The organism is Nonomuraea sp. NPDC003214 (assembly GCF_053590035.1).
In genome coordinates, this window is record NZ_JBSFSX010000002.1 from 1 (window position 1) to 21,890 (window position 21,890).

A 21,890-nucleotide genomic window follows, 5' to 3' on the forward strand; every position below is an offset into this window, starting at 1 on the left:
TCGGCCCGATCCGAGCACGAGCAGTAACCAACGACAACATCAGGGGGTCACGATTCAGACATCGTCAGGGGGTCAGAATTCGGCCGTCGTTGACAGCCTCTCCTCCACCCCGCCCCACGGTCAAACAGGGAAGGACGCCCTGAGGCCGGCGGGACCACATCCGGGGAGCCGGGCATGCACGGCGGTGCTTGGCGAAGTGCTTGCCGCCCATGGGCTGCTCTTAGGGTCAGACGGCCGATCCGGTGAGGACTCTGCCTGGCTTGCGAGGCGCGGTGGTCATGGCCTCGCCCAGTGAATGAGGGGAGTTCCGCTCCGGCTGCCTGGTCACGGCGGTGGCATCGCTGGCCCGCCTCTGTTCCGTGGCTATACGGCTCACATGGGGGCGGGGTGCGCGAGGGGCGGAGCCCCTCGTCCGGGGCGGAGCCCCCAGGAACGCTGCCCGAGCAGGGCCGGCGCGGAGCGCCTGAATGGCGAGGACCGTGCAGCTGCCCGAGCAGGGCGCGGCGCGGAGCGCCTGATGGGCGAGGACCATGCGGCCGGAGGCCGACGTGCCGAGCAAGGGGAGGCCGGGAATGCCGAAAGGCCCGGCCGTGAGGGCCGGGCCTTTCGGGGAGGGGGCTTACTTGTACAGCTCGCCGTTGCGGCCGACGATCTTGCCGGACCACTTGTTCTTGGCCTCGTTGTAGATCGAAGCCGTCTCACCGTCGAAGTACGGCGAGGTGATGTAGTCGATGCGGTCGTTGGCGTCCTGGTCGGCGAAGGTGCTGGTGACACCGTTCACGTAGCCGAGGCGCTTGCCGTTGTTGTACTGCGACAGCCAGGGGCCGCCGTCGTAACCGGGGGTCACGGCGCACTTGAGGCCGATGTGCTCGTCGATCTTGAGCCAGGAGGCGCCGACCGTCTTGGAGGTGGTCTTGCCGTAGCAGTGCTTCGGCGTCACACCGCTGTACGGCTTGTCGCCGTCGGGGTGCGGGGCGGAGGGGTAGCCGAAGGTGCGGACGGTGCGGTTCGGCGGCTGGTTCCACGCGACGCCCTGGCCGCCGACGTTGTCGCCGAGGCGGCCGGCGTCCTTGGACAGCAGGATGTAGTGGTGGCCGCCCCAGGAGCGCTTCGGCCCGCTGAACCGGTTGTACTCCGACTTGCTGACCCGCTTGGCGCCCTCGAACTGGATGCCGTTGTAGACGGTGACGAACGCGTAGTCGCGGTCGTAGTCCTCGTACACGCCGAAGTCGTAGTGGGTGTACGCGGTCTTGCCGACGTAGATGCCCCACGGCGCCTTGCCCTGGTAGTAGCCGGGGACGAAGACCCAGTAGTCCATCGTGTCGCGGTTGGCGTCGGTGTCGTACACGCAGTGGCCGGCGGTGGCGACCAGGTTGCGGTAGTTCGACTGGATCGACGTGGCGGAGCACCAGCGGAACTTGCCGCTGCCGTCGACGAAGAAGACCTTGCCGATGGTCTTGGGCAGGTTCACGTTGGAGGAGCTGCCGCCGCCTCCGTTGCTCGTGGGGGCGACGCTGGCGGGACGGCCGTCAGGGTTGTAACCGCCGGTGGAGACGACCTTGCGGACCTGCTTGGAGTCCCACGTGTAGGCGGTCGCGCGGCGGAGGGCGGCACCGTTCGAGGCCAGCCAGAAGGACGCGACGGAGGCCGCCTGACTCGTGTTCCTGGCCATGGGGTCGATCGCCACGTCGGCGCTGGCCCCTGCGGTGCCGGTGAGGCCGGTCGCCAGCAGGCCGGTGGCCAGAGCGGCGCCGCCGACGGGGAGAAGGATTCGCTTCAAGGTAACTCCAGGCTTTCCCTTACGCTGACGCGGCGCCTTCGTGCGCTTTGATTGTCAGCAAACGGACAGTCCGGAACCGTACAGGGCCAACCCGGGCCATGCGGGCGGAAAGAAGATCAGGTAAACCTCTGAATGGTTGCCGTGATCGTACCGAGATCCAGGTATGAGCTGATCACCCCCCGTTACTGGGGAGTTGCATATGACTTACATCACATTTGACAGGATCTTCTGTGCGGCGGCGTGGCGGTAGACGTCGCCGGTCACGGCTCCGAAGTACGGGGACGACACCGCGTCGAACTCACCCTTGGCGTCACGGTTCCAGGTGAGACTGTTGACTCCGACGAGGTTGCCGAGCTTCCTCGCGGACTGCCAGTCGACGAGCCAGGGGCCGCCGCTGGCGCCCTTGCTGAAGTTGCAGGGGGCGAGCTGGACGCCGAAGTTCAGCTCCAGGCTGGGGGCGACGGCCTTGCGGGTGCTGCCGACACACGTCTGAAGTGTCGTGCCGTTGAACGGACGGGTGCCGTCGGGCTGCGGACCGGCAGGGTATCCGAAGGCGTCGACCCGCGACACGGGCGCCTTCTTGCCCAGCTCCAGGCCCTGGCCGCCGACGTTCTCCTGTAGTCGTCCGACATCCTTGGCGACGTACTTGGCGCCCTGCTTCTCCCAGGTGAAGCCCCGGTGAACGGTGACGAACGCGTAGTCGTAGTCGTAGTCGTTCTTGCCGACCCAGTCCTCGTGGATGCTGATCGAGGAGCCCACGTAGATGCCGTCGGGCATCTCGCCGCTGTTGGTGGGGTTCGGGACGAAGATCCAGTAATCGGCGGCCTTGCCCTGTCGCGGGTCGTAGGCGCAGTGCGCGGCGGTGGCGACCACGCTGAGGTTCCTGGCGGCGACGGAGCTGGCCGAGCACCAGTACTCCTTGTCGCCGAAACGGAAGAAGACCTTGCCCATGGTCCTGGCCGCGCCCTGCTTGGGGGCGACGGGGGCGACGTTCTGGGTGCCCTGCGCCTTCCGGAGGGCGGCGATGGCCTGGTTCGACACGCTCACGGCGCCGCTTGACGAGGCGGGCGCGGCCTCGGAAGTGGGCGCGGCGGGACTGTAGCTGTCGGCGTCCTTGAGCTTGTCCGGCTTCCAGTAGTCGGCGACCTTCTGCACGTCCGCCTTGGTCCTGGCCAGCGTGACGGTCTGCACCTTGCTGGCCGACGCGGCCTGGGCGGCGGGCGCGACCCCGGTGAGGGCAGGCAGCGTCAGCAGCACGCCGCTGAGCGCGGCGGCCGCCAGATGCCTGGCCCGGGGGATCATGAATTGCCTTTCTTGGGGTTGTAAGGGTGGATTTTTCCAGATCAACAGCCCTTATTGCAGCTCGGATGGAGATTCGTTATCTGATCAAGCGTGACCCGTGTCCTATAAGGAGCATGTCAAACATGCCACCAATGATCATTTATTGGACCACGTAACCCCAGGTCGACTGCGGTTTCCGGCGTCAGGATGCCTGTGCTCTCGAGGGGCGGCCGGCACCGGCCAAGGCTGCGGGATGGTGTGCCGAAGTGGCTACCTGGCATTGAAATGATCATCGCTGTTGGTGTAGGGGGCCGGCTGAGTCCGCCTCCCCAGTGGTCGCGTGGTGGAGATCACGCCCGTCTACGACCGGAGCGGTCCATCGGTCCGGCGGTCCGTCATCCGACTGCCGTCGCGGGCATGTTCGGGCCTGGTGGGCTGGGCTGACTCCTCCTTGCCTGCGGGTCTCGAAACGGTTTGCTGCCCCGGCAGTTTTTCGCCGCCGAATACGGAAGGTGGCGGACCCAATAGGGCTGGTTTCTGTTTTGTGATCACTGCCCGTCTTGTCGACCCAGTGAAGGTTTCTTACGTTGATCGTCAGAGAGCAATGAGCTCCGAGCTGTGAGGCGCAGCGGCCGCTTCTCCTGCAGCGGAGGGCGATGGTCCATGCCCTGGCGGCATCCTTCGTGGTTCGGAGCGTGATGGCGTATGCGCCGGTTTTCGTCGTGGATTCGGTCGCCACACCGGCTGATCATTACGCTCGTGGCGCTATTGCCTGGCCTGCTTGTCCTTTCTGTTGGTTTCTCTCAGGCACAGGCCCAAGAGCGAGAAGACGTGGCATCGCTCGTAACGCAGGACTTGTCTGGCGTTCCCCGGCAAATGACGGGCACGGCGGCGGGGTTGCCGTCGTTGGTCGAGACGTCGGTTACGCAGGAATCCGGCGGTTCGAAGGGTGATTCTGCCGACGCGCGGGTGCGTGGGGCCTTGCCAGTGGAGGATCGGGGGCCGGTGGAAGCGGCTCCTTCCAAGCTTCCCGCCGGCGTTGAGCGGGCCGAGCAGCGTGACCGTGAACTGCGGACGAGTTTCGGCTGGCCGTACATCGATGACGCCTACCCCGTGCACGGGACGCTGGTCGGGACGCTCACGCCGCTGCTGTCGGCCGAGGTCACGAGCGTGGGTGGCGGATCGTCCGGGGATTTCAACTTTTACTTCAACGTGTGCGAGGTGCTGGAGGAGGACGAGGACCCCCTGCCGGGTGAGCCGACGCCGGTTCCGCACTGCGTGCAGTCGGGGAAGCTGGCCGGCCAGGACAGATGGCGTGTTCCCGCCGGTGAGCTGGAGTGGGGGCAGCAGTACGAGTGGTGGGTCCGGGTCGTCGATCCGGTGAGCGGCGATGAGGATCAGACCGAAAGGCTGTCGTTCACCACGGGCACCCGTCAGCCTTTGACGAGCTCGCATCTGGGCGAGCGGGCCAGTGGTGGGCAGGAGTTCGCGCCGATCTCCGGCAACTACACGACGGCGGTCACGGACGCGCAGGTCTCGGTCGCGGGTCCGCCGCTTGCCGTGACGCGCACGTACAACAGCGCGGAAGCCCGGACGGACGGGATGTTCGGCGCGGGATGGTCCACGGTCTGGGACATGAAGATCCTCCCGGAGAGATCCGGGGCCAGTGTGACCGGGCTGCTGGTCTTCTATCCGGACGGCAAGCGGGTTCGGTTCGCGGCCAAGGGAGATGGCGGGTTCCAGCCGCCTCCGGGCATGCATGCCGTGCTTTCGGAAGTGGACGGTGGCGGCTGGCGGTTGATGGACAAGTCCTCGACCAGCTTCATCTTCAACGTGTCGGGCAAGTTGCAGCAGATCTCCGATGCGCGTGGCCGTGCGCAGACGCTGGTGTACGGAACGGACGGCAAGCTGGCGTCGGCAACGGGCGTCGGCGGCCGGTCGCTGCATTTCACCTGGTCGGGATCGCGGGTGGCCTCAGTGGCGACCGATCCGGTTGACGGCCAGAGCACGACGTGGACGTACGGGTATGAGGGCGACAACCTGACGACAGTCTGCGCGCCGGTCGAGGCGCCGAACTGCACCACCTATACCTATGGGGAAGGGTCTCGGTATCGCAGCATCGTGCTGGACTCCGAGCCGGTGGGTTACTGGCGTCTTGGTGACGCGCAGTATGTGCCTGCGGCCAACGAGGGCAGTGACGGGCGCTCCGGGCTCTACACCGACGTCACGGTCGGGCAACCGGGCGTGCTGGAGGGGAGCACCGATACCGCTGGTGGCTTCACCAAGTCTCACGTCCACCTGCCGATGTACACCCTGTCGCGGCTGAAGGATCGGGTGTCCATCGAAGGCTGGTTCAAGACGACCCAGGCCGGCATGATCATGTCCGCTGGGCAGTTCGGTTACGGGTTCGGGGCCACGGGTGCGGTGCTGTACGTGGGCACGGACGGCCGCCTGCGAGGCCAGCTGGACGAGATCAAGAACAGTGCCGGGTCATGGGTGTACACGCCCATCACCAGCGCGAATCCGGTGAACGACGGTCAATGGCACCATGCGGTGCTCAACGTCGATGGGACACGGCAGCAGCTCTTCCTCGACGGGCAGCCGGTGGGAGAGATCGTCGGAGAGCTTTACCCGGAGGTCCGGTCTGAGGCGTACATCGGCAGCGGTGACCGTGGCAATTCGTGGTCGGTGATCCCGGGCGGGCCCAACGTCACGGGCGCGTTCTCCTTCAAGGGCTCGATCGACGAGTTCGCCATCTATGACAAGCCGCTGAGCGAAGCCGAGATCCAGACGCACTACGCGGCTCGGGCGAAGGTGGCCAACAAGCTGGCGGAGATCACCCTGCCGTCGGGCCGCGTCTGGGCGTCCAACACTTACAACACAGCGACCGACCGCCTCAAGACGCACACCGACCGGCACGGCGGCACCTGGAAGCTCGGCGAGCGGGATTCGGACTGGTCGGAGCAGGTCGCCACGGTCACGGTGACCGATCCCCGGAACGGCACGGTGACCTACGGCTACGACCAGGGACGAAACTCCCGCGTGGTCTACGTGAGGGACCAGAAAACCTTCGCGACCAGATACGAGTACGACACCGGCGGGTTCCTCGCCAAGACGATCGACCGCAACGGCAATGTGTGGCGGCAGTGGAACGACAAACGCGGCAACCCGATCAGCAGCCAGAGCTGTCGCAGCAGCGGCAACTGCCAGACCAGTTACGCGTCCTATTACCTCAACGGGGACGACGAGTACGATCCGCGCAACGACCGCCAGCTCACCTATCGCGACGCCCGCTCCTCCAGCGAGACGGACAACACCTACGTCACAAGGTTCGAGTACAACGAGCACGGCGAGCCGACCAAGCAGACCAGCCCGGTCACCCTCGACTTCCCCGCCGGCCGGTCCGCAACGGTCACCTATACCGACGGCACCGAGCCCGCGATCGGCGGGGGCACGACGCCGGCTGGTTTGACCGAGACTGCCACCGACCCGCGTGGCAACGCCTGGGCCTACCGCTACACGGCCTCGGGCGACCTGGCCGAGCAGACCGCGCCCGAGGGCCTGGTCGTCAAGCTGGAGCATGACCCGCTCGGCCGGCTGAAGGCCAAGACCGACGTGCTGCAGGCCCACCCGGATGGCGTGAAGATGACCTTCGCCTACGACGCGTTGGGCCGGCTGACCAGTCAGACGGAGCCCGGCGTCAAGAACGAGGTCTCCGGCGTCACCCACACCAAGCGGACCACGTACGCCTACGATCCGGACGGCAACCCGCTCAGCGAGACGGTGGCCGACCTGACCGGCGGCGACGCCGAACGGACCACCGTACTCACGTACGACGGCCACGGCCGGGTCGAAACCATCACCGAGCCTGAGGGCGGCGTTGTCCACCAGACCTGGAACACCATGGGCGAGCTCGCCTCCACCACCGACGCGCGTGGCGCTGTGGTCGAGCACGCCTACAACGAGCGCGGCGAGCTCACCACCCGCACCCTGAAGGGCTGGACCGGAAGCCCGGTCAACCCGCAGCCTGCGGCCGATGTGGTGCTGGAGTCGTTCAGCTACGACGCCGGGGGACGCTTGGCGACCCGTGCTGATGCGATGGGCCGCAAGACCAGCTTCACCTACTTCGGCGACAACCTGCCGCACAAGAAGATCGGTGACGGCGTCCGGCTGAACGGTTCCACCACGGCTCAGGACGTGACCCTCGAGGAGTACACCTACGACAAGGCGGGGAACCGTACCCAGCTGGTCACCGGTGGGGGCACGACCACGACCGCGTACGTCTACGATGCCGCAGGCCTGCTCACTTCGCAGACGGTCGATCCAGGAGCGCTAGGCCGTAAGAGCGCGCTCGTCTACGACGCCAACGGCAACGTCGTCAAGAGCACCCGCACCGCTGTCGGCAGCACCCGCGCGGAGGTGACCGAGTTCGTCTACGACAAGGAGAACCGGGTCACCAAGCAGACCGTCGAGAACGGCGACCAGGACATCGTCACGACCACGGTGTACGACGAGCGCGGCCTGGCTGTCGAAGCCATCGACCCGCGCGGCAACGCGCCCGGGGTTGATCGGGCCGACTTCACTTCCACCATGCGCCACGACCTTCTGGGCCGCCTGGTGCAGGTGACCGCCCCCGAAGTGCAGATCGACAAGGCAGGCAGCACGGCGAACGCGCAGCCGAGTGCCAAGCTCGGTTACGACACGTTCGGTGCGAAGACGCACGAGACCGATGCCGAAGGCCGCACGGTCACGTCCGTGTTCGACAAGGCCGGCCGTCTGACCCAGCAGACCGCCCCTGGCTATACGCCGCCCGGCGGCACCGCGGTCACTCCCGCGACCCAGCACGAGTACGACGCGGCGGGGCAGCTCGTCTCGACCACCGACCCGCGCGGGAACACGACGACGTTCGAGTACGACAAGCTCGGCCGCCAGGTCCGCGTCACCGACCCGGCCCCCGCCGGGCAGACCCCGGGGCGCTGGATCGCCGAGTACGACCTGGTCGGTGAGAAACTGGCCGGCATCGATCCGACCGGCGCCCGCGTCGAGGCCACCTACGACGACCTGGGCCGGCAGATCACCTCGACCGAGATAGAGCGCAAGCCCGCGACCGTGGCCGCCACCACGCGGATGACCTACAACAAGGCCGGTCATCTCCTCACCACGGTCGCACCGGGCACCAAGACCACCACGTTCACGGTGAACGCGGTCGGCGAGGTCACCTCGGCGACCGACCCGGAGAACAACAAGACCGAAACGACTTATGACCTGGCCGGCCGGCCCCTCACGGTCAAGGACCCGCGCGGCAACTCCACCGTGGCCGAGTACGACCTGGCCGGCCGCCAGATCGGGGCCAAGGACCTGGACGCGGTGGGTGCTGTGGTGCGGACCAGCAGCTCCAGCTACGACCTGGCAGGCAACCTGGTCGCCGCGACCTCTCCAGAGGGGCACGTCACCCGGCAGACCTTCGACGCGCTCGACCGACTTACCTCGTTGATAGAGCCGGTGTCCGGCACCGAGTCGATCACGACGAGCTTCGGCTACGACGCCACTGGCGCCCGTACCCGGCTCACCGACGGGCGCGGCAACGCCACCTGGACCACCTACAACAGCCTCGGCCTGGTCGAGACGGTGACCGAGCCCGCCACCACAGCCCACCCCGATGCCGCCGACCGCACCTGGACCCAGGTCTACGACGTGGCCGGAAACGCCGTCGCCACCCTGCAGCCGGGCGGGGTGCGCATCGACCGCACCTTCGACCACTTGGGCCGCCTCACCAAGGAGACCGGTGGTGGAGGCGGCGCGGCGAGCGCGGAGAAGACCTTCGGCTACGACCCGACCGGCCGCCCGACGGCCATCGGCGACCTGGCGGTCGACTACAACGACCGCGGTCTGCCGCTGAGCATCCTGAAGGGCACCGCCCAGCAGACCGCCTACACCTACGACCTGCTCGGCAACCCCACCCAGCGCATCGACGCAGCCGGCACCGCGGACTTCACCTGGGACAACGCCAGCCGGCTGAAGACCGCCACCGACCCGGTCACCGGCCGCAAGCTGACCTACGGCTACGACAAGGCCAGCAACCTCACCTCACTGACCGCCGTCCAGGGCACCACCACGACCGACAGCCAGGCCTTCACCTACGACAGCCTCAACCGGCCGCTCACCCACACCCTGAAGAAGGGGGCCAGCACCGGCCCTCAGCTGGCCAAGATCAGCTACGGGTGGGACGACGACGACAACCTCACCACCAAGACCACCGAAGGCACGGCCGGAGCCGGCACCAACACCTACGCCTACGACCACGCCGGACGCCTCACCTCCTGGACCGCCCCCGGCGGCGCTGTCACCGCGTACGAGTGGGACGCGTCCGGCAACCGCACCAAGGCCGGCGACAAGACGTTCACCTACGACGAGCGCAACCGGCTGCTGTCGGGCGACGGCAGCACCTACACCTACACAGCGCGCGGCACCTTGGCCAGCGAGACGAAGAACGGCGCCACCACCCAGCTCACCTTCGACGCCTTTGACCGGCTGATCGCCGACGGCGAGAGCGTCTACAGCTACGACGCCCTCGACCGCCTCGCCTCCCGCATCAGCGGGGTCAACAAGCAGACCTTCGCCTACTCGGGGCTCAGCAACAATCTGGCCGCCATTACCGACACCCTCGGCACCGTTCAGGCCCGCTACGGTCGCGACGCCTTCGGCGCACTCCTCGGTCAGCAAGAGGGCGCCAACCCTGCCCTTGCGACGCTGACCGACCTGCACGGTGACCTGGTGGCCACTTACAGCAGTACCGCTCTGGCCACCACCACCGCCTACGACCCGTTCGGTGCGATCACCGCCCAGACCGGAGCCAAGACCAACCTCGGCTACCAGGGCGAGTACACCGACCCGGACACCGGCAAGGTCAACATGCACGCCCGCTGGTACCAGCCCGGCACCGGCACCTTCACCAGCCGCGACACCATGACCCTGGCACCGAACCCGTCCGTCCAGGCCAACCGCTACACCTACGCCAACGCCTCACCCCTCACCGGTGTCGACCCCACTGGCCACTCCACCAGCCGAACCGCCGGCGGAGGCGCCTTCGACTGGAACCAAGGCTCCGGAACCGACATCTCGCCCTATCTCGACCGCGGCAAGTACGGATTTAGCTGTGATCCAGTCTGCGGCAAACCCTCCGCCGACCCCCTCGACTCCTGGGGATCGAGGCAGATGGGTAACGGCCTGCCAAACCTTTTCCAGGACGACCCGGGCTACTACTACAAGAATGTGTATCTGCCGAGCGTGATGTGGCGGTGGGGTAACAACGAAGAGTCGAAGCGGACCGGCACGATGCCCAACGGCATGACAGCACCGCCCGGATTCTGGGAAATGTCTGCCTCCAAGCGCAAGAAATTCGTTGAATATATCACCCGCCATAATTTCCTCAACCCCTCACTGACAGACAGTGATATACGGAGTCTTTGGGAGCTGTTTCGCATGCCGCCGGCGGCAGGGAGCAGCCAGATGGAACCGGATGCACCGGGACTTGCCAACACGAAGGCTTGCAGGAAAGCGCAGGGTCGCAAGGCATGCGATGCCCTCGAAAAAGCGCGGGACCAGGCTAAACGCCTCAAGGATCTGCAAGAATATGCTAATACGTGCTTTCATCCTAATATCGAGAAATACGGTGAAGCGTATCATTCGTGCTCGAATAGGGCTGGGCGCCTGAAAATCACATCGGATGAAATGGCCGCTTTGAGGAAGGCCTGGAATGCGAGCTACAAAACCAAGGATTGGCTCACAAAGCTAATCGGCGGGATCAGTGACTTCGTCTGGGGCGACGTTGAAGGCTGCGCGGCAGGTAAGATGGATTCATGTGCGCTCATGCTCGCCAGCTTTCTTCCCGGCGTTAAGGCCGGAGCTGCGATAGCCAAAATATTTCCTAAGGCTGCTAGATCTCTGCGTAACGCAGCAAAGGCCTGCAATAGTTTCACGGCTGACACGCTAGTTTTGATGTCGGACGGTAGTAGAAAGCCTATCGCCGAAGTGCGCGTCGGCGACTATGTCCTGGCTACTGATCCAGCCAGCGGCAAATCTACCGCAAAGCGAGTCATTCATTTGATTGCTGGCAAAGGCGTGAAGGGCCTGGTTGAAATCTCGCTGGTAGCCAGCAATAACGCAAACTCGCAGGAAGACTCATCCCTGATAGCCACTGCAGAGCATCCCTTCTGGGTTCCGTCGCTTCAAAAGTGGGTGCATGCTACTGATCTTCTGTCTGGGCAATGGCTGCAGACGTCTGCCGGCACGTGGGTAAAAGTCGGCTATATCCGTCGATGGACAGAAGGTCGACATGTCCGCAATCTCACCATCGCGGATTTCCATACTTACCATGTGCTAGCCGGCACTCAGGCGCTACTCGTACACAACGCCATATGTGATTGGGCTAAAATCAGTGGAATCGTTCGCAGTGCGGCGAAGGGCAAGGGGGATTTCGGGCTCGGCACAGGTACTATGACAGATGCAGCTGTGGCGGGTAAGGCTTGGGTCGGTGAAGGATATCGGGTTGTTCGAAACAAGAAGGGACAAGAGATATGGATCAGTGCGGATGGGCTACGGCAGTACCGCGCGCCGAGCTATAAGCCGAATTGGGGCAACTATCAGGCGAACTTTGAGTGGCGTCGACACACTGGGCAGGAGTGGCAGGGTAATGGTCACCTACATATCGAATAGGAGATTAAGTTAGCCATGAAGGCTGAGATCAAAGACATTCATAGTCCGGACATGGACTGGACTTCGGGAGCGCTTCACACATCACTAGACGAGAAGTGTTTCAGCATCTTGCTTCAGGTGTTTATTGGTCCAGTTGGAGGGGAAGGTGCTGAGTCTTTCGACCTTATAGTTTGTTCGCCCGACTATTTGAGGCGTGCTGTATTTGAAATGGGGATCGTTGATGGTGCGTACCATCTGATTGTCAATTCTATTGATAAGGAGAGAATTGAGTCATATCTTCGAAAGAGGGTGGCTTCGGTGGAAGGGGATTCCTGGGAGCGTTTAGTAGAAGAACTTCGTCGGCTCGGACGCTGGGAGTATGACAATTACGAAGATTGAGCGCTTTTCATCCTGAGTAGCGGCACTCTTCGATGAACTGCAGGACGAGGATGGCCTGCATGAGCGCGGCCGCTCGATGTGGGCAGCAGCGCAGCTTGGTCAGCACCTTCCAGCTCTTCAAGGTCGTGACGGCGCGTTCGCCGATGGCGCGGATGCGGGCGTATGCCCGGTTGACGTCTCGTTGCCCGCGAGACAGCCAGGGCCGATGACGATGTGAGCTTCCCCCCGTAGCACGGACACCTGAGGTGAGGTCACTCAGCGGTGTCTGACGGCCGGTAGAGGGCCTCGAACGTGACGGGACTGTGCATTCCGATGCTGGAATGTCGTCGGTATGGATTGCACCAGCATTCGATCCATTCAAAGATGGCGTTGGCTAGTTCTTCTCGGGTTTCCCAGCCTTTGGCATCGAGAAGTTCGAGCTGCATCGTTCCCCAGAACGATTCCATCATCGCATTGTCGTAGCAGTCGCCCACCGTTCCCATGGATCCGAGGAGGCCCACGCCTCGCAGCCGCTTCCCAAAGGCCCACGACGTATATTGCGTGCCGTGGTCGGAATGCAGAATGGTCGATCGGGTGTCCGGCTTTCGCCGGGCCACCGCCATCGCTAATGCGTTCACCACGAGATCTGTATCCTGTCGTGCGTCGATGGACCAGCCGATGATGCGTCGTGAATAGGCGTCCATGACGGTGGCGCAATACAGCTTTCTCTCGCGGGTGGGATGCTCGGTGATGTCGGTCAGCCAGAGTCGATCGGGCGCTTCGACGTCGAAGCGGCGCTGCACCAGGTCCTCCTCGGTGGCCTGGTTGACCAGGTGGCGGCGGTCCTTGCGTCGGGAGATGCCCTGCAGGCCGGCCGCGAGCATGAGTCGCTCGACGCGCTTGCGGTTGACCTGCTCACCCAGACCAGCGTGAGTTCTGCGTGCGCCCGAGGCGAGCCGTAACTGCCCCGCGAGTCGGCATGGATCTGCCGGATCATTTTGGCGAGCTCCCTATTGCGGAGGCTCTGGTCGGCCGAGCCACTCGTAATATCCCGAGGTTGACACCTGGAGTACTGGCAGGCCACCGCGACCGGAATGCGGTCGCCGGCGAGTTCACGGACCAGCGAGTAGATTACTTCGGGAGGACGTTCCCCCGGGCGAAGTACGCTGCTGCCCGCTTGAGGATGTCGTTCTCCATCTCCAGCTGCTTATTGCGGCGGCGCAGCTCGACGAGTTCCTTCTTCTCTGCGCTGGTCAGCCGGTCACCGGTGCTGGCGTTGTCGTCGGCGTCAGCTTGTCGCAGCCGGTTCTGCAGGCACGAGCGGCTGACGCCTAGGCCGTGTTTCAAAGGATCGTGAGCCAGTCGTGGATGGCGGCGATGTGGACGGTGGCTTCATAGCGGACGGTGAGTTTGTCGTACCGGGTGGCGATGCCGCGATGGCGTTTGAGCCGGTTGATGCCGCACTCGACGGCTGAGCGGGCGCGGTAGTCGGCCGTGTCGAAGGACGGTGGGCGGCCACCGTGGCTGCCGCGCCGTTGGCGGGCGGCGATGCGGTCGGCGGGTTCGGGGATGGTGCATCGGATCTTGCGGGTGCGTAGGTGCTGCCGGATGGCGCGGGAGGAGTACGCCTTGTCGGCGCGGACGATCTCGGGTCGGGTGCGTGGGCGGCCGGGCCCGAGCCGGGGCACCTTGATGGCGGCCATGACCCTGGAGAACTGGGGCGCGTCGCCGCGCTGCCCGGCCGTCATCACCAGGGCGAGCAGGCGCTGGCCCTGGTCGCAGGCCAGGTGCAGTTTGGTCGACAGGCCGCCCCGGGAGCGTCCGAGTGCGTGATCGGCGGGTTCCGATCGCAGTCCGCCGGGAGGTTCGTTCTGGCGTTCGCCGTATCGGGCTGCGCCGGCCGCGTGCTGATGGGCGCGGCAGACGGTGGAGTCCACCCCGACCTGCCAGCCGATCAGACCTCTGCCGTCAGCCAGGGACTGCAGCCGGGTCAGGATCTGCTGCCAGACACCGGTACGTTGCCACCGGCGGAAGAGGCTGTAGACCGCCTGCCAGGAGCCGTAACACTCGGGTACGTCCCGCCACGGCGCGCCCACTCGTACCCGCCAGCGGATGCCGTCGATCAGCTGGCGCTTGCTCCACCGCGATGGCCGACCTGGTCTTTTGGGTACCGGCAGCAGCGGTTCCAGCCGCGCCCACTGTGCATCGGTAAGGTCGAATCGCCGCGTCACCGCTAAGGTGGCCACGAGGTCTCCGGGGTATGAGGTTCTTCTTGGTCGTTGAACCCTTTACCGGAGACCTCTCTGCGTATCTGGCTACGACACGCGTTGATCAACACTTTGAGACAGGCCCTAAGCCCTTGGCGAACTGGAGGAGCGGTTTGTCACCTTGGCGCGCGAGCTCGACCGCGCGACGCCGGAACTCGGCAGGGTGTGGCGAGGGAATGGAGGGCATCCATCCTGATGATCAAGGATGACCTCAGGTCAAGTGCCGGAGAACGGGGGGAAGCTCACGCTGGGCCTGTTGAACGTCGATGCCGACCCCAGGATGGTCGCCAATTCCGGTGCCGTACGTCACCAGCGGCAGCACGTTGCCATGCGTCTCGGTCGGCGAGGCAGGGCCAAGTGAAGGCTCTCCTGGTGTCAGCAGCCTGCACGCACCCGTGCACCCGCGCACTTGCTCGTTGGTTGCTCTTCGACACATGGCACGCTTCAGTGCGCGGCGGCATTTGGGGGCATTTCGTATTTGGCACAAGCCATCAGTGCGTCATGACATGGCGCATTCAGATATGACCTAACTCAAAGTTAGCGACTCTCAATCAGCAGGTCAAGTTGTAAATCCCCGGTTCAGTGACGTGATCTCAGCGAATAGCTGGTAGGTAGTCGTGCTCGAAATGGGTGAGGACAAGGGCTGCGCGGGCGATGTCACCGATTCTGCTGGGGCTGAGGGTGATGTGCTGGAGGGTCCGCCAGCGGCCTTTGAGCAGGGCGAAGCCGCGTTCGCCGAGACAGCGCAGGGCGCGTAGAAGCCGGTTGTGGGTGCGGTTGTCCGGGCTGAGGGTCTGGTTGTCTTCGGGCTGCTTGATCGGTGTGTGAATGCCGATTCCGGCGCCGTCGTAGCCGCTGTCGGCGAGGGTGGGCAGGCCGTGTGCGGCTGCGGCGTACAGCGCGCCCAGCACGTGGGCACGGGCGGCGGTGAGGTCGTGAACGATCCTGGTTCGACCTCGGCAATCCAGAGGGGAAGCCCGCTGGGTGCCGAGAGTGCTTGCAGGTTGCCGGCGTGCCGGTGGGCTTTGCCGGAGTACCAGGCGTCGATGGGCTCGCCCTTGACGCTGATGATCTGCTCGGCGCAGCGATCGGTGGGGATCAGGGTGCCGTCCAGGATCACGTACGCCAGCCCGTCGGCGTGGGCGCGGTCCAGCGCCTCGTGCAGATCAGGTGCTTGAGCTGCTAGGACGTCGATTCCTTCGCCGATGTAGCGGTAGGCCGTGGCGCGGGAGACGCGGTGATCGCGGCCGAGCTTGGGGATGTCGTCCTCGCCCCGGAACCAGCGCAGAATCAGCACCGCCTGCCAGAACGGGGTCAGGGCGCGGCTGCCCTGGGGAGTGCCGAGTCGGCGACGTTCGTCCTGCAGCAGCCGGGCAACGTGATGAACCAGCGCCCGGGAGACGTCGAGCATGGCACGATGAGCAATCACGTGGAGCCTTTCGGCGGATGGGGATTCTTGTGGTGAGAACTCATCTACCGGAGGCTCTACGTCTGTCACCGGCCTTCGACGACTTCTCCCGATAGGCCCGAAACGCCACCACGAGCGTCCCGAAGATCCCCTATTGCCCCGAACTATTTCTCTGAGATCACCTCAGTACCTGAGTCGCATCTTTGTGGTGCGGTGCGTGTGTGGTGCGGACTGCCAGCTTTGCTGAACAAGTTACGCCTTTCCGGTGTGCCCGAGCTTGTCGCGCAATCAATTATTTAGTCAAGAATAATAGATGTAGTATTGCGGTGATTTTTAAAGGATACTAGAAAGCGAAGGTTAGTTGGCTATAGCAACGATAGTGACGCTTTCCGAGTAGCACTTCTTACAAGCCGAATCTTGTTCTGGTTAAATGCTGGCATGGATCCACGCACCCCCTGCCTCGTGGGCGTCGCGCAGTGCACCGTGCGCGAGCAGCCCGGTCCCGAACCGCTCGACCTCTGGGAGGAGACGGCCCGCGCCGCCGCCCGGGAGGCGCGGTTGTCTGTCGGGCGGCTCGATTCGATCCAGATCGTGTACAGCGACTCCTGGCAGTACGACTCGCCCACCGGCAGGCTTGCCGAGCGTCTTGGCGCCACGCCGCGGCACCAGGTGTACTCCAAGGTCAGTGGCACGGCGCCGCAGCTGCTCATCGGGGCCGCCGCGAACGAGATCGCCCAGGGGCGACTCGACTCGGCGCTCGTCGTCGGGGCCGAGGCGCTGGCCACGCGCCGGGCGTACCGGGTGGCGGGGGAGCGGGTGCCGTGGAGTCATGCCGCCGATCCCAAGCCGCCCTACGGCTGGGAACGGCCGCCGCATCCCGCTGAGCTCGCGCATGAGCTGTTCCTGCCGGTGCACACGTACGCGATCATGGAGACGGCCCGGCGGGCGGCGCGCGGTCAGTCCGTCGAGGAGGAGATGCGCGAGCGGGGCCGGATGATGGCGCCGATGACCGAGGTGGCCGCCGCGAACCCGTACGCATGGCGGCAGAGCGTGCGCGGCCCGGAGGAGCTGGTGACGGGCAATCGGTTCGTCGGGTGGCCGTACACCAGGAACACCGTCGCGGTGCTGGAGGTCGATCAGGCGGCGGCCGTCGTTCTCGTCAGCACGGCGCTGGCCGATCGGCTCGGGGTGCCAGCCGATCAGCGGGTGTATCTGCGGGGCTGGGCGTACGCCGAGGACACCTGGGAGGTCGCGGCGCGGCCGGCGCTGGGGTCGTCGAAGGCGATCGGGCGGGCAGCGGCCGTCGCGTTCGAGCGCGCCGGGCTGGGGTTGGACGACATGCACGCGCTCGACGTGTACAGCTGTTTCGCCGTGGCGCTGCGGCAGGCGTGCGACGCGATCGGGCTCGATCCGATGGACGCGCGCGGGCTCACCGTCACCGGCGGGCTGCCGTACGCGGGCGGTCCGGCCAGCGGTTACGTGCTGCACTCGACCGCCACCATGGCCGGGCTGCTGCGTGCCTGGCCGGGACACGGGCTCGTCACCGGGGTCGGCATGCACCTGACGAAGCACGCGTACGCGGTGTGGTCCACCGAGCCGGGGGGCGTGCTGGGGGACGGGGCGCCGGTGTTCACGGCGGAGCCGGTGCCGGTGGCCGACACGTACGAGGGGGCCGCGGTGGTGGCCGGGTATACGGTCGCGCACGGGCGGGACGGGAGTGCCGAGCGGGGGTACGCGGTGGTCGAGCTGCCGGGCGGCGGGCGGGCGTACGCGCACGTGCTGGAGGAGGAGCTGATGGCGGACGCCGAGTCGCGGGAGCTCGTGGGGCAGGCCGTCCGGGTGACGACGGACGGGAAGGTGAATGTCGCTCGGTGGTGATTCCGCAAAGGCGATGCAAAAATCGTGAGCGTGTGGCTACTCTGTGCTGTTGACATTTTTATGTCACCGGCGGACGCTGGAGTCATGCGGAGGACCACGGTGCGCATCGACGAAACGCTCCTCAACGAGGCGAAGGCGTACGCAGCCCGCAACGGGCGCAGTCTCAACTCGGTGATGGAGGATGCCTTGCGACAACTGCTCAACCGCCCCGAAACGACGGAGCGGCCCCCGATCGACCTCCCCCTGTCCGGCGAGGCCGCAGGGCCGACGCTGACCTGGACGGAGATCAGGGAGCTGATCGAGCTGGAGGACATCGAGAAGGTCCTCGGAGGCCGGCATGCGGATGCTTGACGTCAACCTGCTGGTCAACGCCCAACGGCGCGACATGGAGCATCACGAGCCATGTCTCGCCGCGCTCCAGGAACTGCTGCACGGAGACGAGGCCTACGCCGTGAGCGACTTCGTCATCAACGGCTTCCTGCGCGTCGTCACCAACGCGCGGATACCGGGAGCCACGAGCTTCGCGACCGCCTGTCGCTTCGCGGAGAGCGTCCGCAACCAGCCGCACGCGGTGGTCGTGCACGCGGGGCCGCGGCACTGGGAGATCTTCACCCGCCTGTGCCGGGAGGCCGGGGTGGCGGGGAAGCTGGTGCCTGACGCCTACCTGGCCGCGCTGGCCATTGAGCACGGTTGTGAATTCGTGACCTGTGACAAGGATTTCGCCAGGTTCGAGGGGTTGCGCTGGCGGTCGCCGCTCAACTGAACTGGAGGACAACAAGAGGCGCCCACCCCCCCCGGCGAGGTCCGTCGTGGCCGATCAGTTCGATGTCATCGAGGCGGGCGAGCGCGGCCGGCGTCGCTGGGTCGGGCTCGTGGTGGTGCTCGCGCTGCTGGTGGTGCCGGTGGTCAGCCTGCTGGCCAGCCGTGATCCGATGCCGGAGCCGGTCCGCGAGACGGCGCCGATCCGGTCGCTGAAGCGGGTGGAGAGCGCGCCGAACGTGCTGCACCCCGAGGCGCGGGAGCGGGGCGGGCGCGAGACGATCGAGGTGGTGTTCCCGCACGGGGTGCGGGCCGAGGTGCGCTATCCGGCGCGGCTGGGGCTCGACCGGCTGGGGGTGCGGCCGTTCCAGGGCGTGTGGGTCGACGGCGACTACCGGGAGCTCGTCGCTCCCTACAACGGCGAGATCGAGGTGACCAGGGGCGGGGAGCCGATCCGGTCGTTCGCCCCGCATGTGACGCTCTGGCCGCGCCAGGCGGGCAGCGGTGCGTACGGGCAGGTGCTGCTGTTCAGGTTCGGGCGGTGGCGGATGGCGATGTACGACAGGCCGGGCGGGCTCGACTACGCGCAGCGGGTCGCGGTGGCCGGGGACGTGCGGGGGAAGGTGACCGGCGGCTATCTGACGCTGTCGGGCACGGACCGGGTGCGGATGGCGGAGCCGGGGGAGCGGGTGCGGGGTGAGCCGGTGGGGCCGCAGCTGTGGTTCGGCGGCGGGATCAGCGACATGGTGGTGCTGATTCCCTCGTGCGCGGAGGTGGACCGGTTGCCGCGCGGGGTGCGGGGGCGTGGCCGTCCGGTCAGCAGCGTGTGCCGGGGCGGGGTGCGGATCGCGGCGGCGGGCGACCCGGGGTTCGTGAAGGCGGCGCTCGACGGGATCAGGATCACTCTGAAGTAGGGTGCGGCCATGTTCGCCGTTACCGCCACACAGACCGACCCCGACAATCCTCTCGCCGGGCTGACGCTCGGCGACCACCCGGAGCCGAAGGCGCCCGACGGGTGGACGACCGTCTCGGTGCGGGCGGCCGCGCTCAACCATCACGACCTGTGGACGCTCAAGGGCGTCGGCATCCGGCAGGACCGGCTGCCGATCGTGCTCGGCTGCGACGCGGCCGGCGTCGATGAGGACGGCAACGAGGTGATCGTGCATGCCGTGATCGGCTCCGGCGCGGACGAGACGCTGGACCCGAAGCGGTCGCTGCTGTCAGAGACCCACGACGGCACGTTCGCCGAGCGGGTGGCCGTGCCGCGCCGCAACCTCGTGCCCAAGCCCGCTGCGCTCAGCTTCGAGGAGGCCGCGTGCCTGCCGACGGCCTGGCTGACCGCTTACCGGATGCTGTTCGACAAGGCCGGGCTGGAGCCGGGCGCGACCGTGCTCGTGCAGGGCGCGGGCGGCGGCGTGGCGACCGCGCTGATCGCGCTCGGCAGGGCGGGCGGCTATCGCATCTGGGCTACGAGCCGGTCCGGGGACAAGCGGGAGCGGGCTCGCGAGCTCGGCGCCGACCAGGTGTTCGAGCCGGGCGCCCGGCTGCCCGAGCGGGTCGACGCGGTGATGGAGACCGTCGGCCAGGCCACCTGGGACCATTCGCTCAAGTCGCTCAGGCCGGGCGGCCGGATCGTGGTCTCCGGCGCGACCAGCGGGGCCGTGCCGCCCGCCGACCTGAACCGGGTCTTCTTCCTGCAGCTCTCGGTGGTCGGCTCCACGATGGGCACCCGCGACCAGCTCCAGCGGCTGGCCGTCTTCCTGGAGCAGACCGGCGTCCGGCCGGTGATCGACCGGACGCTGCCCATGACGCGGGCCCGCGAGGGGTTCGCCGCCATGGACGAGGGCGACGTGTTCGGCAAGATCGTCTTTACTGGCTGACAGGCGCTGCAGCGGTGGGCGCAGGCCGTACCTGATCATGACCGGAGGGTGTCGCGGACGCGGGTGGCGGCCTCGTCGAGCGCTGTGCGCAGTTCGTCGATCTTCTCGCGCGTGAGGCTGGCCTGCGAGGCCTCCTCACGCACGCCGCCGACGAAGTCGGCGAGCAGCTCGCCGAGCTCGTTGTCGAGCTTGGCCCGCGACGGGGGCGCGCCGCCGAGCGTGCTCCACACCTCGCTCCAGATGCGCCGCCACTCGCCGGTGAGGCGGCCGCTCTCGTCCTGCCAGTGCTGGGCGTGCTCGCGCCACTGGCGGGCCTGCTCCTCCCGCAGGCGCCTGAACTCGGCCTGCTGGCGGCGGACGTCGACCCGCGCGTCGACCCGGACGTCCTTGGCCATCCTGGTCAGCTCCTCGCGGAGCGACCTGACGGTGTCGCGTACGTCCTCCTTGACCTCGCGGGCGATGTCGCGCACCGAGGCGGCGATCTCCTCCTCCAGGTCGTCGAGCTCGTCGAGGCGGTCGTTGAGCTCCTCGCGGCCCTTGTCGGTGATGGAGAAGACCTTCTTGCCGTCGACCACCTCGTGGGTGACCAGGCCCTCCTCCTCCAGCCGCGCCAGGCGCGGGTAGATGGTGCCGGGGGAGGGCGAGTAGACGCCGAGGAAGCGGTCCTGCAGCAGCCGGATCACCTCGTAGCCGTGGCGCGGGCTCTCCTCCAGCAGCTTGAGCAGGTAGAGCCGGAGCCGGCCATGACCGAAGACGGGACTCATCGCTTCTCCCCCTTGAGCAACGTGACCTCGCCGGACACGGTCGTCGCGCTCAGGGACGCCATGCCGCCGCCCAGCCGCCCGGACATCGTCTTCATGCCGGGCCCGTTCGTGCCGGACAACTCGTCGAACGCGCTGACCAGCCGTCCGGAGGTGGACCTCATGCTGACGTCGGCCTGCGCGGTCTCGGGCAGCCTGACCAGGATGGCGCCCGAGACGGTGCTGAGCGTGACGTGCCCGGTCGGGCGCAGCCGCAGGTCGGCGGTGATGCGGCCGGAGACGGTGTTGGCGCGCAGCCTGCGCGGCGTGCCGCCGGCCACGGTCAGCTCGCCGGAGACGCTCTTGAACGACAGGTCGCCCTCCATCGCCCGGCTCTCCACGGCCCCGGAGGCGGTCGTGGCGCTCACCTCGCCGCTCACGCCGTCGAGCACGATCTCCCCGGACACGCTCTTGACCAGCGTCGTCCGCTCGAACCCGGCCACCACGGCGGACGCCGTGACCACCCCGGCGCTGACGCGGCAGTGGCGCGGCACGGCGAGCGTCGCGACCGTGCGGCGGCGGTCGCGACGCAGCCAGCCGAGCAGTCCGTCCCACGTCAGGTCCTTGTAGGCGACGCTCAGCTCGCGGGTGTCCTCGTCGTACGTGACGATCAGCGGGGAGGCCGAGTCGAACTCCGCCACCTCCAGGGTCGGCGGCCCGTCGCTCGCCAGCACGGCCAGCCTGCCCGCCACGATGCGCACGTCGAGCGAGTCCACCGCCCCGAACGTGAGCTGTTCGGGGCCCTCAATCGTCCACTGCTGCATG

Annotated in this window: 13 protein-coding genes and 3 pseudogenes; 7 read left to right on the forward strand and 9 right to left on the reverse strand. The window is 66.5% G+C overall.

Annotated features, from left to right (window positions below; translation table 11 throughout):
* Window positions 1-619 precede the first annotated feature (619 nt).
* Both ACWDXC_RS04985 and ACWDXC_RS04990 read right to left on the reverse strand, forming a co-directional pair.
* A complete protein-coding gene (locus tag ACWDXC_RS04985; protein WP_219500875.1) occupies window positions 620-1,780 on the reverse strand; it encodes a trypsin-like serine peptidase in 1,161 nt (386 codons plus the stop codon).
* A gap of 204 nt (window positions 1,781-1,984) precedes the next feature.
* On the reverse strand, window positions 1,985-3,082 hold the full coding sequence (locus tag ACWDXC_RS04990; RefSeq protein ID WP_449978184.1) for a trypsin-like serine peptidase: 1,098 nt from the start codon (window positions 3,080-3,082) through the stop codon (window positions 1,985-1,987).
* 738 nt (window positions 3,083-3,820) lie between these two features.
* Between ACWDXC_RS04990 and ACWDXC_RS04995 the strand changes: the two genes are divergently transcribed.
* A complete protein-coding gene (locus ACWDXC_RS04995; protein WP_449978186.1) occupies window positions 3,821-11,776 on the forward strand; it encodes a polymorphic toxin-type HINT domain-containing protein in 7,956 nt (2,651 codons plus the stop codon).
* Window positions 11,777-11,791: 15 nt separating this feature from the next.
* Window positions 11,792-12,154, forward strand: a complete 363-nt coding sequence (locus ACWDXC_RS05000) for an Imm8 family immunity protein (RefSeq protein ID WP_449978188.1) — start codon at window positions 11,792-11,794, stop codon at window positions 12,152-12,154.
* 7 nt (window positions 12,155-12,161) lie between these two features.
* Here the strand turns inward: ACWDXC_RS05000 and ACWDXC_RS05005 are convergent.
* The 5 genes and pseudogenes from ACWDXC_RS05005 to ACWDXC_RS05025 form a co-directional block, all read right to left on the reverse strand.
* Window positions 12,162-12,368, reverse strand: a pseudogene (locus ACWDXC_RS05005) (IS5/IS1182 family transposase); the annotation flags it as partial.
* Between the two features lie 37 nt (window positions 12,369-12,405).
* A pseudogene (locus ACWDXC_RS05010) lies at window positions 12,406-13,071 on the reverse strand (IS3 family transposase); the annotation flags it as partial.
* Window positions 13,072-13,264: 193 nt separating this feature from the next.
* Window positions 13,265-13,480: a transposase gene (locus tag ACWDXC_RS05015; protein WP_449979820.1), complete on the reverse strand. Its 216-nt coding sequence runs from the start codon at window positions 13,478-13,480 to the stop codon at window positions 13,265-13,267.
* The gene (locus ACWDXC_RS05020; RefSeq protein ID WP_449978191.1) at window positions 13,477-14,379 is read right to left on the reverse strand and encodes an IS5 family transposase; all 903 of its coding nucleotides are present in this window, start codon (window positions 14,377-14,379) and stop codon (window positions 13,477-13,479) included. The genes ACWDXC_RS05015 and ACWDXC_RS05020 overlap by 4 nt, the downstream gene beginning before the upstream one ends.
* 614 nt (window positions 14,380-14,993) lie before the next feature.
* A pseudogene (locus ACWDXC_RS05025) lies at window positions 14,994-15,829 on the reverse strand (transposase family protein).
* Between the two features lie 417 nt (window positions 15,830-16,246).
* On the opposite strand from ACWDXC_RS05025, the gene ACWDXC_RS05030 reads away from it, so the two are divergent.
* The 5 genes from ACWDXC_RS05030 to ACWDXC_RS05050 all read left to right on the forward strand — a co-directional run bounded on the left by ACWDXC_RS05030 (window position 16,247) and on the right by ACWDXC_RS05050 (window position 20,325).
* On the forward strand, window positions 16,247-17,686 hold the full coding sequence (locus ACWDXC_RS05030; protein ID WP_449978193.1) for an acetyl-CoA synthetase: 1,440 nt from the start codon (window positions 16,247-16,249) through the stop codon (window positions 17,684-17,686).
* A gap of 99 nt (window positions 17,687-17,785) precedes the next feature.
* Window positions 17,786-18,037, forward strand: a complete 252-nt coding sequence (locus ACWDXC_RS05035) for a hypothetical protein (protein WP_449978195.1) — start codon at window positions 17,786-17,788, stop codon at window positions 18,035-18,037.
* Window positions 18,024-18,449 (forward strand): TA system VapC family ribonuclease toxin, encoded by a 426-nt coding sequence (locus tag ACWDXC_RS05040; protein WP_449978197.1) that lies wholly within the window; start codon window positions 18,024-18,026, stop codon window positions 18,447-18,449. The genes ACWDXC_RS05035 and ACWDXC_RS05040 overlap by 14 nt, the downstream gene beginning before the upstream one ends.
* A 46-nt stretch (window positions 18,450-18,495) precedes the next feature.
* Window positions 18,496-19,359, forward strand: a complete 864-nt coding sequence (locus tag ACWDXC_RS05045) for a hypothetical protein (protein ID WP_449978200.1) — start codon at window positions 18,496-18,498, stop codon at window positions 19,357-19,359.
* Between the two features lie 9 nt (window positions 19,360-19,368).
* Entirely contained in the window at window positions 19,369-20,325 is a 957-nt protein-coding gene (locus ACWDXC_RS05050; protein WP_449978204.1) for a zinc-binding dehydrogenase, read from the forward strand.
* Window positions 20,326-20,360: 35 nt separating this feature from the next.
* Here ACWDXC_RS05050 and ACWDXC_RS05055 read toward each other — a convergent pair whose 3' ends face one another.
* Both ACWDXC_RS05055 and ACWDXC_RS05060 read right to left on the reverse strand, forming a co-directional pair.
* Window positions 20,361-21,089, reverse strand: a complete 729-nt coding sequence (locus tag ACWDXC_RS05055; RefSeq protein ID WP_219500889.1) for a PadR family transcriptional regulator — start codon at window positions 21,087-21,089, stop codon at window positions 20,361-20,363.
* The gene (locus ACWDXC_RS05060) at window positions 21,086-21,889 is read right to left on the reverse strand and encodes a DUF4097 family beta strand repeat-containing protein (protein ID WP_449978207.1); all 804 of its coding nucleotides are present in this window, start codon (window positions 21,887-21,889) and stop codon (window positions 21,086-21,088) included. The genes ACWDXC_RS05055 and ACWDXC_RS05060 overlap by 4 nt, the downstream gene beginning before the upstream one ends.
* Window position 21,890: the final 1 nt, after the last annotated feature.